This window comes from Nocardia asteroides (assembly GCF_900637185.1).
Lineage (GTDB): Bacteria > Actinomycetota > Actinomycetes > Mycobacteriales > Mycobacteriaceae > Nocardia > Nocardia asteroides.
In genome coordinates this window covers 6,387,981-6,403,157 of record NZ_LR134352.1, presented here as the reverse complement: position 1 = coordinate 6,403,157, position 15,177 = coordinate 6,387,981, and the positions used below count along the sequence as shown (strand labels likewise).

Below are 15,177 nucleotides of genomic sequence, written 5' to 3'. Positions count from 1 at the left end.
AAAATCAACGAAACCTTAGCAGTCGGACGACGTGCGGATCCCCGCCCGCGCGACGGCCGACCCGACCCCGCCGATCACGGTGGCCTGCGCGGCTGCGGCGGCACGATATAGCCGGGATGGTTACGCCCACCGGGGAAATCGATGGTGCCCTGCCGATGCGTTCCGCGTCGCGCGGGCACGGCCCCGCCGCCGGTCGCGGGCCGAGGGGCCTGCGGATAGGGCTGGGCCGGAGTAGTCGGCCCCACCGCGCCGGTCGGCGGCACCTGCCGGTACGGCTGCGGCGGCGTGGCCGGACGCGAATACGGTTGCTGCGGATACGGTTCGCGGGCGCGCAGCACCACTCCGGTCGCCGTGACCTGCTGGTGGTGCCGGTGCCACGGTCCCGGGGCGGCGAAGAGCGCGGACCTGGCCGCCTGGGCGAACTCCGCGCAGCTGTCGTAGCGCGCGTCGGCCCGTTTCGCGGTGGCCCTGGCCAGCACTACGTCCAAGGTGGTCGGCAGATCCGGGCGCAGGCCGCGCAGCGGCGGCACCGGCCGGTTCAGGTGCGCCTGGATCACCGCGGCCGGATTCGGGCCGGGGAACGGCACCCGCCCCGTCAGCATCCAGAACAAGGTGCAGGCCAGCGAGTACTGGTCGGCCCGGTGATCCAGCGGTGCCCCGGCCAGGTGCTCGGGCGCCGCGTAGGCGAGGGTGGCGGTGATGGCGCCGCTCGACGAGAGCGTCGTCTCGCTGTCGCGCACGGCCGCGATCCCGAAGTCGGTGAGCACGACCCGTTCCGGACGGCCGATCGGCGGCTTGGCGAGCAGGATGTTGGCCGGTTTCACATCACGGTGCAGGACCCCGCCCGCGTGCGCGAAGTCCAGCGCGGTCGCGGTCTCGGCGATGATCTGCACCGCGCGCTCGGGCGGGAGCACGTCGACGTCGGCGGTCGCCACGTCGGTGCCCGCCACGTACTGCATGGAGATCCACAGCTGGTCGTCGTCGGTGCCGCGGTCGTAGACGTTGACGATGTTGGGGTGCTCGAGCTGGGCCACCAGGTCGGCCTCGCGTTCGAAGCGGTGCCGGATCTCGTCGTCGGCGGACAGGTCGCGGCTGAGCAGCTTGAGCGCGGTGAGCCGGGGCAGGCGCGGATGCCGGGCCAGGTAGACCACGCCCATCCCGCCGTAACCGAGGACGCGCCGGATCGTGTACCCGGCGAACACGTCGCCTTTGCGCAACACCGCGAAGTCACCCCCTCCAGGGCAGAGCACCCGTCCGAAAATTCTACCGATGTATCTCTCGACGGCCCCCGGGTGCAACAAGGTCCGATCCTGTCGGTGCCGCGGATTAGGGTGACGTCATGCGCATTGGAGCACACGTTCGTGACGAGAGCGATCCGATCGGCTTCGGCGAGAAGCTCGGCGCCGAGGTCATCCAGCTGTTCGTGGTCGATCCGCAGAGCTGGGACAAACCCCAGCCGCATCCGCAGGCCGCCGAGATCCTGGCCAGCCCGATCGACGTGGTGGTGCACTCCTCGTACCAGATCAATGTGGCCAGCCTGAACAACCGGCTGCGCATGCCCTCGCGCAACGCGGTGGCCCAGCAGGCGAAGGCGGCCGCCGAGCTGGGCGCGTTCGGCCTGGTCGTGCACGGCGGGCACGTGCGTTCCGACGCCGAACTCGACACCGGGATCGACAACTGGCGCAAGCTGTTCGAACGTCAGCAGGACAAGGGCGGCTTCGCCGTGCCGATCCTCATCGAGAACACCGCGGGCGGCAATCACGCCATGGCCAGGCACTTCGATTCCATCGCCCGGCTGTGGGACGCGGTCGGTGACTACGGCGCCGGTTTCTGCCTGGACACCTGCCACGCCTGGGCGGGCGGTGAGGATCTGGTCGGCATCGTGGAGCGGATCAAGGCCATCACCGGCCGGATCGACCTGGTGCACCTGAACTCCTCGCGCGACGAGTTCGACTCCGGCGCCGACCGGCACGCCAACTTCGCCGAGGGCACCATCGACCCGCAACTGCTGGCCGAGGTGTGCCGCACCGCGGGGGCGCCGGTCATCCTGGAGACCCCGGCCGACGGCGTCGCCGACGACCTCGCCTACCTGCGGGAGCACCTCGGCTGAGGCCGGTTGCGATCACCGCGAACCTAAACCTGTGGCTCGAGCGGGTTTTTCGGTGTGCTTGATGCACATCAACCGACGAGTACGACAGTGAAGGTGATCTCCCATGACGGTCGACCACGCCACCCCCGCCACCCTGACGGTGACCAAGCTCGGCGCCCACATCGGTGCCCAGGTCGACGGTGTCCGTCTGGGTGGCGACCTCGACGCGGCGACCGTCGCGACGATCCGCCGGGCGCTCAACGAGCACAAGGTCATCTTCTTCCGCGGCCAGCAGCACCTCACCGAGGACACCCAGCACGAGTTCGCGCAGCTGCTGGGCAGCCCCACCACCCCGCACCCCACGGTGACCTCGCAGGGGGTCAAGAGCCTGGCCATCGACTCCGAGACCGGCCGCGCCAACTCCTGGCACACCGACGTCACCTTCGTCGACCGGGTCCCGAAGGCGTCGATCCTGCGCGCGGAGTACCTGCCGACCTACGGCGGCTCCACCACCTGGGCCTCCACCGTGGCCGCCTACGACTCGCTGCCCGAGCCGCTCAAGCTGCTCGCCGACAACCTGCGGGCCGTGCACACCAACGTCTACGACTACGCCGCCCGCAATGTCGAGCCGCTGCGCCCGAAGACCGCCGAGTACCGCGCCGAATTCCAGTCCACCTACTACGAGACCGAGCACCCGGTGGTGCGCGTGCACCCCGAGACCGGTGAGCGCGCGCTGCTGCTCGGCCACTTCGTGAAGAACTTCGTCGGGCTGTCCACCAGCGAGTCCCAGGCGCTGTTCCGCCTGTTCCAGGACCGGGTCACCCGCCTGGAGAACACCACCCGCTGGACCTGGGCCGACGGCGACGTCGCCATCTGGGACAACCGCGCCACCCAGCACTACGCCGTGGACGACTACGACAGCCAGCCCCGCCGCCTGACCCGCATCACCCTGGCCGGCGACATCCCGGTCGGCGTCGACGGCCGCCCCAGCACCGTCATCGAGGGCAACGCCGAGCACTACTCCATCGTCGAGGACGTCGAGCTCCTGGCCAGCTGAGCCGACGCGCCCCCGGGCGGCCCGCTGATGCCGCGGCGACGCGCAGCAGCGATACTGCCTGCATGAGTATTCGGCCGCTCGACGGGGTCCGGGTCCTGGAACTCGGCAACTACGTCGCCGCTCCCACCGCCGGACGCATTCTCGGTGACTTCGGCGCCGAGGTGATCAAGGTCGAACGGCCCGGTACCGGCGACGAGTTACGCAACTGGCGGCTCTACGGCGGTGACACCTCCATGCTGTACCGCACCGTCAACCGCAACAAGAAGTCGATCGTGCTCGACCTGCGCACCGAGGCGGGGCGTCAGGTCGTGCTCGATCTGCTGCGGCACTGCGACGTGCTGCTGGAGAACTTCCGGCCCGGGATGCTGGAGAAGTGGGGACTCGGGCCGGAGGTGCTCGAGCAGGTGAATCCGAAGCTGGTCATCACCCGCATCTCCGCCTACGGCCAGACCGGCCCGATGGCCGCGCGTCCCGGGTTCGCCGCCGTCGCCGAGGCGGTGGGCGGGCTGCGTGAGCTCGTCGGCGATCCCGATCGGCCGCCGGTGCGGGTCGGGGTCTCGATCGGTGACTCGATCGCGGGCATCTACGCCGCGTTCGGCACGGTCATGGCGCTGTTCCAGCGCGAGCGGGTGTCCGGCCCGGTGCCGCAGGTGGAACGGATCATCGACGTGGCGCTCAACGAGTCGATCCTGTCGGTGATGGAGTCGCTGGTGCCCGACCACCTCGCCTACGGCATCAACCGGGAGCGGGTCGGCGGCCGGATGGAGGGCATCGCGCCCAGCAACGCCTACCCGACCAGCGACGGCTACAGCATCATCATCGGCGGCAACGGCGACGCCATCTTCCAGCGGTACATGCAGGTCATCGGCCGTCCCGACCTGGCGGTCGACCCGGAACTGGCCGACAACGCCGGACGCTGGCGCAACCGCGAGCGCCTGGACGCCTCGATCGCGGAGTGGTCGATCCGGCACACCAGGGCGGAGGCGCTGAAACTGCTCGACGACGCGGCCATCCCCTGCGGCCCCATCTACACCGCCGCCGACATCGTGGCCGACGAGCAGTACCGGGCACGCAATATGATCCAGTCGTTCCCCGTCGACGTGGGCGAGCCCGAACCCAAGGACGTAGGGTTTCCCGGCATCGTCCCGGTCATCGGGGGACAGTCGCTGCCGATCCGCAATGTCGGCCCCGACCTCGGCGAACACACCCGCGAGGTGCTCGGCGAGCTGCTCGGGATGAGTGAAGATCAGATCGACGCGCTGGAGGCATCGTGAGCAGGCGAGTACACGGCAGACGCCGCCCACCGGTGCGCAGCAAGTGGGAGCAGCGCGGGCCCGGTCACGTGCGCCCCACCGTGCACCCCACCCCGGCCAGCGTCGGCGACAAGCCGTGCGGCGGCGTGATGTGCGTGCCCGCGCAGGAACCGGACCACCGCCGATGACCGCGCCGCTGCTGCGCGATGTCACCCTGCGCGACGGACTCCAGCTCACCGGCAAGGTGCTGCCGACCGAGCAGAAGATCGACGTGGTGCGGCGGCTGCTCGCGGCGGGGGTGCCCGCGCTGGAGATCGGTTCGATGGCCCGGCCGGACCTGGTGCCGCCGATGGCCAACTCGCTCGACCTGATCGCCGCGCTCACCCCCGACGAGCTGGACAGATGCTGGGTGTGGGTGGCCACGCCCCGGCACATCGAGAAGGCGGCGGCCGCGGGCGCGCGCAACTTCCAGTACTGCTTCTCGGTCTCCGACGCGCACAACAAGGCCAATATCGGCCGCGACACCGAGGCCTCGGTGGCCGCCATGCCCGATGCGATCCGGCTGGCGCGGGAGGCGGGCGGCTCGATCCAGCTGTGCCTGGCCACCAGCTTCACCTGCCCGTTCGACGGTCCCGTCGACCCCGAACGGGTGCTGGCCATCGCCCGTGACCCGCGCACCGACGGCGCCGCCGACATCGTGCTGGCCGACACCCTCGGCCAGGCCCACCCCGGCCAGGTGAGCGCGCTGGTCGCCGCCGTGCGCGCGGACACCCCGCCGCGCCGCATCGTGTTCCACGGGCACGACACCTGGGGGATGGGCGTGGCCAACACCCTCGCCGCCGTCGCTGCGGGCGCGGGCATGGTCGACGGCGCCCTCGGCGGGCTCGGCGGCTGTCCCTTCGCGCCCGGCGCGAGCGGCAACACCGCCTCCGAGGACATCCTCTTCGCCACCCGCCCGGACTGGTTCACCCCGCCCGCGCTGGCGAGCCTGGTCGGGCTCGCCGAGGAACTGCTCGCCGACCTCGGCGAACCCAACCGCTCTCGCACCGCCGAGGGCGCGCGCTCCGAGGCCGAGGCGTTCGGCTGGGTCATCCGGTAGGTCTCCGGGGAATCCCGGATGGCGCGGTGCCCGGTGGACAGACAGACTGGACACCATGACTTCGCACGCCATGGGCACCGAGGCCGTCGAGACGGCGGCCGACACCGAGATCGCGGCCGCAGCGCTCGACCTGATCAAGCAGTACGGTTCGGGAGACACCCAGGTCAAAGCCCTCGACGGGGTGTCGGTCGAGTTCGCCAAGGGCGAGTTCACCGCGATCATGGGCCCCTCGGGCTCGGGCAAGTCGACCCTGATGCACTGCCTGGCCGGCCTCGACAGCGCCAGCGGCGGCGAGGTCCGCATCGGTGACACCGCGCTCACCGGGCTGTCCGACAAACAGATGACCGCGCTGCGGCGCGACCGGATCGGCTTCGTGTTCCAGGCGTTCAACCTGGTACCGACGCTGACCGCGCTGGAGAACATCACGCTGCCGCTCGACATCGCGGGCCGCAAGGTCGACCAGGAATGGCTCGACACCGTGGTCAAGCGCCTCGGCCTGGGCGACCGCCTCGGCCACCGGCCCTCGGAGCTGTCGGGTGGGCAGCAGCAGCGCGTGGCGTGCGCCCGCGCGCTGGTCGGCAAGCCGGAGATCATCTTCGGCGACGAACCCACCGGCAACCTGGACTCGCACTCCTCCGGCGAGGTGCTCGCGATCCTGCGCGCCTCGGTCGACGAGTTCAAGCAGACCGTCGTCATCGTCACCCACGACCCGCGCGCGGCCTCCTACGCCGACCGGGTGGTCTTCCTGGCCGACGGCCGGATCGTCGACGAGCTGCGTGATCCCACCCAGGATTCCGTCCTCGACCGGATGAAGGCGCTGGAGAACAAGTGAGCCCGAACCCCATGCGCAAGGTGGCCTTGCGCAATCTCGCCGCGCACAAGGTGCGCCTCGCGCTGACCGTGCTGTCGGTGGTGCTCGGCACCGCCTTCATCTCCGGCTCGTTCGTCTTCACCGACACCCTGCAGCGCACCTTCGACGGCATCTTCGCCGGTCAGGCCGAGGGCGTCGACGTGCGCGTCGGCCCCAAGGAGCGTCAGTCGCTGGGCCTGCCCACCAATATCGTGGACGCGCTGGCCAAGACCGAGGGCGTGGAGCGGGTCGCCCCGGCCATGAACGGCCCGGTGGTGCTGCTCGATCCCGACGGCAAGAAGGCCGTGCAGACCGGTGGCGCGCCCAGTTTCGGCCTGTCGTACCTGCCGCCGGACCAGGCCGTCGAGGAACCCGACACCTTCGTCGCCGGTGCCCCGCCCACCCAGCCGGGGGAGATCGCGCTCAACGCCAGCGGTGCGGAGAAGGCCGGGCTGCGGGTCGGCGACCGGACCAAGGTGCTGATCCCGTCCAGGGGCGACCCGTTCGACGTCACCCTCACCGGCATCTACGAGATGCCGGGCACCGAGGGCGGCGGCGTGGTCGCGGTGATGTTCACCGAGCCGCAGGCCCGCAAGCTGTTCACCGACGGCACGCACGTCGCCTACGCCGATATCGCGGCGGCGCCGGGCATCTCCGCCGACGACCTGCGCGACCAGCTCGCCGCCGGCCTGCCCAACTACAAGGTGCAGAACGCCGACGAGGTCCGCGAGGACATGAAGAAGGAGATCTCCGAGGCGCTCACCTTCATCAACTACTTCCTGCTCGCCTTCGGCGCGATCGCCTTGATCGTCGGCACGTTCATCATCTACAACACCTTCTCGATGATCGTGGCCCAGCGCCTGCGCGAGCTGGCGCTGCTGCGCGCGGTCGGGGCCAGCAGGCAGCAGGTGGGCCGGTCGGTGGTCGCCGAGGCGGTGGTGATCGGCCTGATCGGCAGCGCGATCGGCCTGGCCGCCGGGATCGGGCTGGCGTTCGGTCTGTCGGCGCTGCTCAACGCCTTCGACCTCGGGCTGCCGACCGGTTCGCTGACGGTGCTGCCGCGCACCGCGATCGTCGCGCTGCTGGTCGGCCTGATCGTCACCGTCGCCAGCGCCTACGCCCCGGCCCGCCGGGCCGCGAAGGTGCCGCCGGTGGAGGCCATGCGCTCGGAATTCGCCAGCGCCGGTGACTCGCTGCGGGTCCGCACCATCGTCGGCGCGGTACTGGCGGTGGCCGGGGGCGTGCTCGTCTACGTGGGCGCGCAGGGCACCGGCAAGGGGTCGGCGGTCACCGTCGGCATCGGCGCGCTCGGGTTGATCCTGGCCGTGCTGCTCGCCGCGCCCGCCCTGTCGCGGCCGATGGTGCTGGTGCTGGGCGTGCTCACCCGCCCGTTCGGCGCGATCGGGCAGATGGCGCGCAACAACGCCGTCCGCAATCCGCGCCGCACCGCCGCCACCGCGTTCGCGCTGACCCTCGGGCTGATGCTGGTCTCGGCGATCGGCATTCTCGGCGCCTCGGCCAAGACCAGCGTCGGCGTGCTGATCGACAAGGGCGTCAAGGCCGAGTACGTGCTCGCGGGCCCGCAGATGATCGGCGCGCCGATCGGCGCGGTCGACGCGGTGCGCAGCCAGGTGCCCGGCGTCAGCGACGTCACCGGTATCCGGGTCGTGGCGTTCAAGGTCGGTGACGAACAGATCGGCGCCACCTCCCCGGACGGCCCGATCGATCCGGTGATGGACATCGATGTGCTCAGCGGTTCCACCGCGCTCGCCCCCAACGGCCTGCTCATCGACGAGAAGGAAGCCACCGACCGGGGCTGGAAGGTCGGCGACGCGGTCACCGTCACCAGCCTCGACAACAAGAAGTTCGACCTCACCGTCGGCGGCGTGTACGCCAACTCGCCGCTGCTCGGGCCGATGGTCGTCGACCCCGGCGTCTACGACCAGCTGATGCCACAGAGCCTGCGCACCAACATCTTCGTGCTGGTGAAGGCGGCGCCCGGCACGGATATCACCGCCATGCGGGCGAATCTGGAGAAGGCCACCGAACCGTTCGTCGTGGTGCAGGTGCAGGACCACGAGGACTTCAAGGGCGCCCAGGGCAAGCAGATCAACACCCTGCTCGCCATCCTCTACGGTCTGCTGGCGCTGGCCGTGGTGATCGCGGTCCTCGGCATCATCAACACCCTGGCCCTGTCGGTGGTGGAACGTCGCCGCGAGATCGGCATGCTCCGCGCCGTCGGCACCCAGCGATCCCAGGTGCGCCGCACGATCTACCTGGAATCCATGCTGATCGCCATCTTCGGCGCGATCGTCGGCCTGCTCCTCGGCATCGCCCTCGGCGTCGGATTCCTGCGCACCCTGCGCGACCTGGGCATCGACCAGATCACCATCCCCTGGTCGCAACTGCTCATCGTCCTGATCGCCTCCGGCGTCGTCGGCGTCCTGGCCGCCGTCTGGCCCGGCGTCCGCGCGGCCCGCACCCCACCCCTCGCGGCCATCGCGGATCTGTAAGGACCGGTAGCCGATTCGGCCCCTGGTGGATTCGTTCCACCGGGGGCCGATCGTCTTGTGTGAACCCTTCCGATGCCGAAGATCCGATACGCGCGCCGGGTCGCGAACGACGGCGCGTTTCGCCGCGGGGCCGCGGGGCTGCCAGCGTCACCGGCTAGGCCGGGTAGCGGGCGTACCAGTCGTCGGTGGGTTGGCCGTGGTCGTCGCGGGGTGGGGTGAGTCCGAATTCGGTGCAGTAGTCGGTGGCCAGGCGGTCCAGGACGCGGCGGGCGTCGATGGTGTCGGACCAGCGGCGGGGGAGGGCGGGGCGGCCGTAGCGGGCGCCGAGGAGGCTGCCCGCGATGGCGCCGGTGGCGTCGCTGTCGCCGGAGTGGTTGACCGCGAGCAGGAGTCCGGTGCGCACGATCACGTGGGACGGCCCACCGACCGCCTCGGCGGCCAGCGTCGCGAAAACGGCGATGGACAGGGCTTCGGGTCCGATCCAGCCCTGGCCCAGGGTTTCCAGGTCTTCGGGAGTGGGTGCGCTGCCCGGCCGGGTGGTGCGGGCGGCCAGGGTGATCGCCGCGTCGACAGCGGCCGCGGTCTCCTCGTGGTCGGGGTAGGTCGTGAGTTCGGCCCGGGCCCGGTCCAGGGCGGTCGCGGTATCGACACCCCGGCTCAGCTGGTAGACGAGCGCCGCGAGGGTACCGGCGGGCAGCCAGCCGCTGGGGTGGCCGTGGGTGAGCGCGGCCGCGTCGCAACCGAGTTCGAAGATCGCGCCGAGCGCGGCGCCGGAACGGTCCGCGGCGTAGCCGAATCCGCACGGCGCCGCGCGCATCACCGCGCCGCTGCCCTTGGAGTTGTTGATCGGCTGGTCCCGGGTGCCGAGCACGCCCCGTTCGGACGCCCGCCGCAGGGCGGTGTACACCGAATTCGCGATGCCGCGTTGCTCGATCAGTTCGGGATGGTGGGTCAGCGTGCTGTGTAGCTTGGGGGGTTGACCGGGCAGCTCGGCGACCTGCCCGCGCAGCCACACCAGCATGCCCTGCTGCAACAGCCCCAGCGTGGCCCCGCCGATGCCCTTGGCCCTGGCCCGCACCGAGCCGCGGATGAGCGCCTCCACTGTGAACGCGGTGAGCTGGGTCTCCTCGGAGATGCGCAGGTCGGTGGCGTTGTCACCGATGCCGAGATGACCGTGCGCGGCGCGGATCTGTTGCAGCGTCCGGGTTTCCACGGGTGCGCCCAGCGCGTCACCGATCGCACCGCCGAGCAGGCAGCCGTGCACCGCGTTCAGCCACACCGGAGCGGCGTTCGCTCCCGCATCGCCGCCGGTCCGCGGGTGTTCGCGCCGGTCTACCCCGGTCGCCGGCCCGGAAACCGGTCGACCGCCGTGCCGGTCCGGATGCCGGATGTCGATCCGGGGGCCGCGGTCGGCGGGCGACTGTTCCCGCGCGGTCGGGTCGAGCCGGCGGGCCGGGTCGCCTCGATGCGACGGCGGCCGACTCGCGCCGGTGGACGGGGCAGCGTGGCCACGAATGTCATTGCCGGATCGATGTTCCGGCGCACGGAGGCCAGGGTTCTGGGCGCTGGTGGACGGCATTGCGTGGTTACGGATGTCGTCGCCGGGGCGGTATTCGGGCGCGCGGTCGCCGGGACTTCGGACGCTGGTGGACGGTGTCGCGTGGCCGCGGCTGTCGTTGCCCGCGTGATGCTCCGGCGCGCTGCCGCCGGAGAGCCGGCCACTGGCGGGCTGGGCGCCGGTTCGGGGGGAGCCGGCCGACGCGGGGCCGGTGCGGCGGTCGACGGCCTCGGCGAAAGCGGCGGCGAAGTCCGAGCAGCTGGCGAACCGCCGCGCCGGATCCTTGGCCATGGCCTTGGCGAGCACGGCGTCGACCGCCGGCGGCAGCGCGGCCCGGTGGGTGCTGGCGCGGGGCGGCACCGCGTTCAGGTGGCCGAGCATGACGGTTGCCGGGTTGGGCGCGTCGAATGGGCCGGTGCCGGTGAGCAGCCGGAAGACGGTGCAGGCCAGCGAGTACTGGTCGCCGCGATGATCGAGCGGAGCGCTGCTGAGCTGTTCGGGCGAAGCGTAGGCGATGGTGGCGGTGAACTGGCCGGTGCGGGTCAGGCCGCCGGTGTCGTCGAGGAGCTTGGCGATGCCGAAGTCGGTGAGCACCACCCGTTCGTCGAAGCCCGCGCCGACTCCGGCGGTCCGGGAGAGCAGGATATTGGCCGGCTTCACATCGCGGTGCAGCACGCCCTGCCGGTGCGCGTAGTCCAGCGCGCTCGCCGTCTGGGCCAGGATCTGCGCGACCCGATCGGTGCCGAGCTGCGCGGTCGGTACCGCGGCCGCGTCCACACCGTCGACGAACTGCATCGCGATCCACAGCCGTTCCTCGTCGAGGCCGCGATCGTAGACGGTGATGATGTTCGGGTGGTCGAGCTGGGCGACCAGATCGGCCTCCCGCTCGAACCTGGTCCGGATCTCGTGGTCGGCGAACAGATCCCGGTGCATCAGCTTGAGCGCGGTCAGCCGGGGCAGCCGCCGGTCCCTGGCCGCGTAGACCGCGCCCATCCCGCCCCGGCCGAGCTCCCGTTCGACGACGAATCCGGCGAACACATCCCCGCGCCGCATCATCGCCTCACCCCCCGTTCACCGAACTCGATCGTTGGCAGCCTAGCGAAACTCGGGCCGTCACACGGCCGGAGCGTGTGTCTGCGCCCACCGCGCGACGTCGCCGCGATCCAGCGCGGTGGCCAGCAGATCCGGGAATTTGTCGGGTGTACAGGCGAAGGCCGGGATGCCGAGGGCGGCCAGCGCGGCGGCATTGTCGTGGTCGTAGGCCGGTGCGCCGTCGTCCGACAGGGCGAGCAGCACCACCACCTGCACGCCCGCTTCCTTCATCGCGTTGCAGCGGCGCAGCATCTCCTCGCGGACACCGCCCTCGTACAGGTCCGAGATCAGCACGAACAGGGTGTCGGTGGGCCGGGTGATCAGCGACTGCGAGTACGCGATGGCCCGGTTGATGTCGGTGCCGCCGCCGAGCTGGGTGCCGAACAGCACGTCCACCGGGTCGCTGAGCTGCTCGGTGAGATCGACGACCTCGGTGTCGAACACCACCAGCGAGGTCTGCAGCGACCGCATCGTGGCCAGGACCGCGCCGAACACCGAGGCGTAGACGATGCTGGCTGCCATCGACCCGGATTGGTCGATCGCCAGCACCACGTCGCGCTTGATCGACTGCGCCTTGCGCCCGTAGCCGACCAGCCGCTCGGGGACGACGGTGCGCTGCTCGGGCAGATAGTTGGCGAGATTCTTGCGGATCGTGCGGTCGAAGTCGATGTCACGCAGCTTCGGTCGGTGGGTGCGGGCGGAGCGGTTGATCGCGCCGGTGACGGCGGCGACGGTCTTGGCGGCGATGCGCTGCTCGATCTCGCGCACCACTTTCTCCACCACCATGCGCGCGGTGGCCTTGGTGGTCTCGGGCATCACCCGGTTGAGGCCGAGCAGGGTGCCCACCAGGTGCACGTCCGGTTCCACCGATTCCAGCAGTTCCGGTTCGAGCAGCAGCTGGGTGAGGTTGAGCCGCTGCACGGCGTCGCGCTGCATCACCTCCACCACGCTCGCCGGGAAGTAGGTCCGGATGTCGCCGAGCCAGCGCGCCACCCGTGGCGCCGAACCGCCCAGTCCACCGGACCTTTTCGTCGTGCCGCCCGCCTCGCCGGTGTTGTACAGGGCGGCCAGCGCCTGATCCATGGCCTGGTCGGCGCCGCCGGACAGCCCGCCGAGCTGGTCCTCGGCGGCGGACCCGAGGACGAGTCGCCAACGGCGGTCGTGGGATTCGTCGGTGCCGGTCATGTGTGCTCCTCATCGGTGCGGAAGGTCCCCGGACGCGCGGTCATCCCGCGGCGCCGAGAATCGAGGCGGCGGCGCGCAGCGCGAGTGCCCCGCGATCGGGATCGACGGCGGTGGCCGCCGCCTGCGTCACGGGTGCGGCGCCGGTGTCGCGCAGAGCCTGGCCGATGGCGCGGCGCTCGCCCGATTCGAACGCGCCGAAGGTGCGGCGCAGCAGCGGCAGGGTGGTGACGAACTGGTCCTCGGACAGGGTCCGCAGCCAGTCGTCGATGCGGCGCAGCAACTCCCGGTCGTGCACCAGCAGCAGGCCGCGCCCGCCGAGGAATCCGTCGATCCAGGCGGCCTTGGCGGCGGAGGTGTTGCCCACCGACAGCGCGGCGGCCAGCCTGCGGGCCGAGTCGGCGTCGTCGATGCGTTCGGCGTCGCAGAGCAGCCGCACCGCGCGGCCGCCGATCGCGCCGTGCACGTCGTCGCGGTCGGCGATGCGCTGCAGGGTGGCCAGCCATTCGGTGGTGGCGTGCTCGTCGTCGCGGGTGCTGATGGCGGTGTGCGCGGCATCGATCTGGGCGCGCAGCGACTCGGCGGCATCGGTGTCGAGGCCGGTGACCGCCCCGGGCAGGCCGGCGCAGATTCGCACCAGCAGGCCGTCGGCGACGTGGCCGAGCGCCTTGGTGTCGGTGCCGCGGACGTCGCCGTAGCGCAGCGTGCGGGTGAGGCCGGGCAGCGCCGCGAGCAGGTGGGTGACGTCGTGGTCGAGGGCGGCGGCCGCCTCCAGCCGGGTGATCAGGCCGTCGGTGGCGCCGCTCAGATCGGCGAGCAGGGCCAGCTCCAGGGCGTCGGCGAGGGCGGCGACGGTGACGCCGTCCTTGTTCGCCGTGTCGAGGATCTTGGTCTCGGCGGCGGTGCGCAGCGTGGTGCCCCACACCGCGGCCTCCACGATGCGCACCTCGAACTCCGGTTCCCAGCGCAGCGTCCACGTCTCCCGGAAGGTGCCGGTATTGCGAACCTCACCGACGGTCGGTGTGCCCCAATCGATCCCGAGCAGACGCAGCCGATGCAGCAGCTGCGAGCGCTCGACGTCGCGGTCCTTGCGCAGATCCAGGTCGACGGTGCGGGCCAGCGCTTCCTGCTTGAGGCGCAGGGTCCGGCTGCGGGCCCGCAGGTCCGCCGCCAGCGGCACGGTCGGGGTGTCTTCGGGTACGCCGCCGAGCGTCTCGCCCACCACGAGTTCGTCGATCACCAGGCGCAGCATGGTTTCGTCGCCGCCGCACATGACCGCGCGCACGGCCTCGGTGACCTCGGACAGGCCGGCCAGCGGCCGGTCCCGCAGCGCGGCCATGGTGTCGGCCAGCCGCACCGATTCGATGATGTGCGCGCTCGACACCGGCAGATCGTGGGCCCGCAGCACCCCGGCGACCTTGGTCAGCCAGCGCGCCACCGGCCGCTCGGTCTCGGTGAACAGGTGGTGGTACCAGCCGGGTGAGGTGACGCCCGCTCCGTAGCCCGAGCCCGTGGCCAGCCGGGAATGCGTCCAGGGCACCCAGGTGAGCGCGGCTTTGGTCTTCGGCATGCCCTTGAGCAGCCGGGCATCGGGGGCGGCGGGCCCGAGCGCACCCGTCAGCGCGGGCGCGTGCCAGGCGCCGCACACCACGGCCAGCCGTCGCGCTCCGCCCTTGAGCGTCTGCCGCATCACCTGCCGCATGTACGCCTCGCGGCGCAGGGTGTGCTGGTCGACGACCAGTGGTGCCACCTGCTCCGGTGCGGCGGGCGTGGTCGTTGTCCGGTCTTCGCCCTCGGTGCCTCCGGTGCGCTCGGTGCTCTGGCTGTGCTCGGTCTCCCCGGTAGCAGGCGCACCGGTGTGCGTCGCGGCGTCGTGCGGGGCGTCCTCGCGCAGAGCTGCCATCGCCTCGGTGATCGCGTCGAAAGCCGCGCTGTCGGGGACGGATTCGACCACCGAGTCCCACCAGCGTTCGGCGTCGTCGTAGCCGGCGGCCGTGGCCAGCGCGGCCAGCGGGTCGGTGCGGTCGCCGCGTGCCTCGTCCTCGGCGACGAGCACATTCGCGGCGGGCAGGTCGCAGAAGCGCACCGGCACGGCGTGTTCGACGCCGTAGCGCATGGCCTGCCATTCGGGGGAGAACACCGCGAACGGCCAGAAGGCGGCTTTGGCCGGTGTATCGGGCACATAGGCCAGCAGCGCGACCGGCGGCGCCATGGTGTCGGCGGCGACGAAGCCGACGAGCGGATCGGCGTCGGCGGGCCCCTCGATGAGGATGGCGTCGGGCCGGAACTCCGCCAGCGACTGCCGTAGCGATCGCGCCGACCCCGGTCCGTGGTGGCGGATGCCGAAGACCCGGGTCTGCGCGGCGCCTTCGGCCTCGACCGGCTCGGCCGTGCTCGGGCCTGGCGTCGAGTGGGCCGGATCGTGGCCCGGGGGCGTGGCGTCGGTCGGTCGATTCATCGAAAATCCCCTGTGTGCGGTCGGTT

Annotated in this window: 11 protein-coding genes; 7 read left to right on the top strand and 4 right to left on the bottom strand. The window is 71.3% G+C overall.

Annotated elements, in window-relative coordinates; genetic code table 11:
- Positions 1-74: 74 nt before the first annotated feature.
- Positions 75-1,220 (bottom strand): serine/threonine-protein kinase, encoded by a 1,146-nt coding sequence (locus tag EL493_RS29585; protein WP_019048803.1) that lies wholly within the window; start codon positions 1,218-1,220, stop codon positions 75-77.
- 119 nt (positions 1,221-1,339) lie between these two features.
- On the opposite strand from EL493_RS29585, the gene EL493_RS29580 reads away from it, so the two are divergent.
- The 7 genes from EL493_RS29580 to EL493_RS29555 all read left to right on the top strand — a co-directional run bounded on the left by EL493_RS29580 (position 1,340) and on the right by EL493_RS29555 (position 8,861).
- Positions 1,340-2,110, top strand: coding sequence for a deoxyribonuclease IV (locus EL493_RS29580; RefSeq protein ID WP_019048802.1), 771 nt, complete (start codon positions 1,340-1,342; stop codon positions 2,108-2,110).
- 103 nt (positions 2,111-2,213) lie between these two features.
- Positions 2,214-3,146, top strand: a complete 933-nt coding sequence (locus tag EL493_RS29575) for a TauD/TfdA dioxygenase family protein (RefSeq protein WP_019048801.1) — start codon at positions 2,214-2,216, stop codon at positions 3,144-3,146.
- Positions 3,147-3,208: 62 nt separating this feature from the next.
- Entirely contained in the window at positions 3,209-4,420 is a 1,212-nt protein-coding gene (locus EL493_RS29570; RefSeq protein WP_019048800.1) for a CaiB/BaiF CoA transferase family protein, read from the top strand.
- Positions 4,417-4,587 carry a hypothetical protein gene (locus EL493_RS32605; protein WP_155982491.1) on the top strand — a complete coding sequence of 57 codons (171 nt, stop codon included), beginning with the start codon at positions 4,417-4,419 and terminating at the stop codon, positions 4,585-4,587. The genes EL493_RS29570 and EL493_RS32605 overlap by 4 nt, the downstream gene beginning before the upstream one ends.
- Positions 4,584-5,498 carry a beta/alpha barrel domain-containing protein gene (locus EL493_RS29565; protein ID WP_019048799.1) on the top strand — a complete coding sequence of 305 codons (915 nt, stop codon included), beginning with the start codon at positions 4,584-4,586 and terminating at the stop codon, positions 5,496-5,498. Before EL493_RS32605 ends, EL493_RS29565 begins: the two co-directional genes overlap by 4 nt.
- Positions 5,499-5,553: 55 nt before the next feature.
- The gene (locus EL493_RS29560; protein WP_022567024.1) at positions 5,554-6,330 is read left to right on the top strand and encodes an ABC transporter ATP-binding protein; all 777 of its coding nucleotides are present in this window, start codon (positions 5,554-5,556) and stop codon (positions 6,328-6,330) included.
- Positions 6,331-6,341: 11 nt separating this feature from the next.
- Positions 6,342-8,861, top strand: coding sequence for an ABC transporter permease (locus tag EL493_RS29555; RefSeq protein WP_019048797.1), 2,520 nt, complete (start codon positions 6,342-6,344; stop codon positions 8,859-8,861).
- A 154-nt stretch (positions 8,862-9,015) separates the two neighbouring features.
- Here the strand turns inward: EL493_RS29555 and EL493_RS29550 are convergent, their stop codons facing one another.
- From EL493_RS29550 to EL493_RS29540, 3 genes are read right to left on the bottom strand one after another with little or no spacing between them, the layout of a single operon-like run.
- The gene (locus tag EL493_RS29550) at positions 9,016-11,475 is read right to left on the bottom strand and encodes an ADP-ribosylglycohydrolase family protein (RefSeq protein ID WP_019048796.1); all 2,460 of its coding nucleotides are present in this window, start codon (positions 11,473-11,475) and stop codon (positions 9,016-9,018) included.
- Between the two features lie 57 nt (positions 11,476-11,532).
- The gene (locus EL493_RS29545; protein WP_019048795.1) at positions 11,533-12,696 is read right to left on the bottom strand and encodes a VWA domain-containing protein; all 1,164 of its coding nucleotides are present in this window, start codon (positions 12,694-12,696) and stop codon (positions 11,533-11,535) included.
- 40 nt (positions 12,697-12,736) lie between these two features.
- The gene (locus EL493_RS29540; protein ID WP_019048794.1) at positions 12,737-15,151 is read right to left on the bottom strand and encodes a DUF5682 family protein; all 2,415 of its coding nucleotides are present in this window, start codon (positions 15,149-15,151) and stop codon (positions 12,737-12,739) included.
- Between the last annotated feature and the right edge of the window lie 26 nt (positions 15,152-15,177).

Coding starts and splice junctions, on each gene's coding strand:
- EL493_RS29570 (WP_019048800.1), top strand. CDS start 3,209: ATGAGTATTCGGCCGCTCGACGGGGTCCGGGTCCTGGAACTCGGCAAC.
- EL493_RS29540 (WP_019048794.1), bottom strand. CDS start 15,151: ATGAATCGACCGACCGACGCCACGCCCCCGGGCCACGATCCGGCCCAC.
- EL493_RS29580 (WP_019048802.1), top strand. CDS start 1,340: ATGCGCATTGGAGCACACGTTCGTGACGAGAGCGATCCGATCGGCTTC.
- EL493_RS29545 (WP_019048795.1), bottom strand. CDS start 12,696: ATGACCGGCACCGACGAATCCCACGACCGCCGTTGGCGACTCGTCCTC.
- EL493_RS29560 (WP_022567024.1), top strand. CDS start 5,554: ATGACTTCGCACGCCATGGGCACCGAGGCCGTCGAGACGGCGGCCGAC.
- EL493_RS29575 (WP_019048801.1), top strand. CDS start 2,214: ATGACGGTCGACCACGCCACCCCCGCCACCCTGACGGTGACCAAGCTC.
- EL493_RS29555 (WP_019048797.1), top strand. CDS start 6,342: ATGCGCAAGGTGGCCTTGCGCAATCTCGCCGCGCACAAGGTGCGCCTC.
- EL493_RS29565 (WP_019048799.1), top strand. CDS start 4,584: ATGACCGCGCCGCTGCTGCGCGATGTCACCCTGCGCGACGGACTCCAG.
- EL493_RS29550 (WP_019048796.1), bottom strand. CDS start 11,475: ATGATGCGGCGCGGGGATGTGTTCGCCGGATTCGTCGTCGAACGGGAG.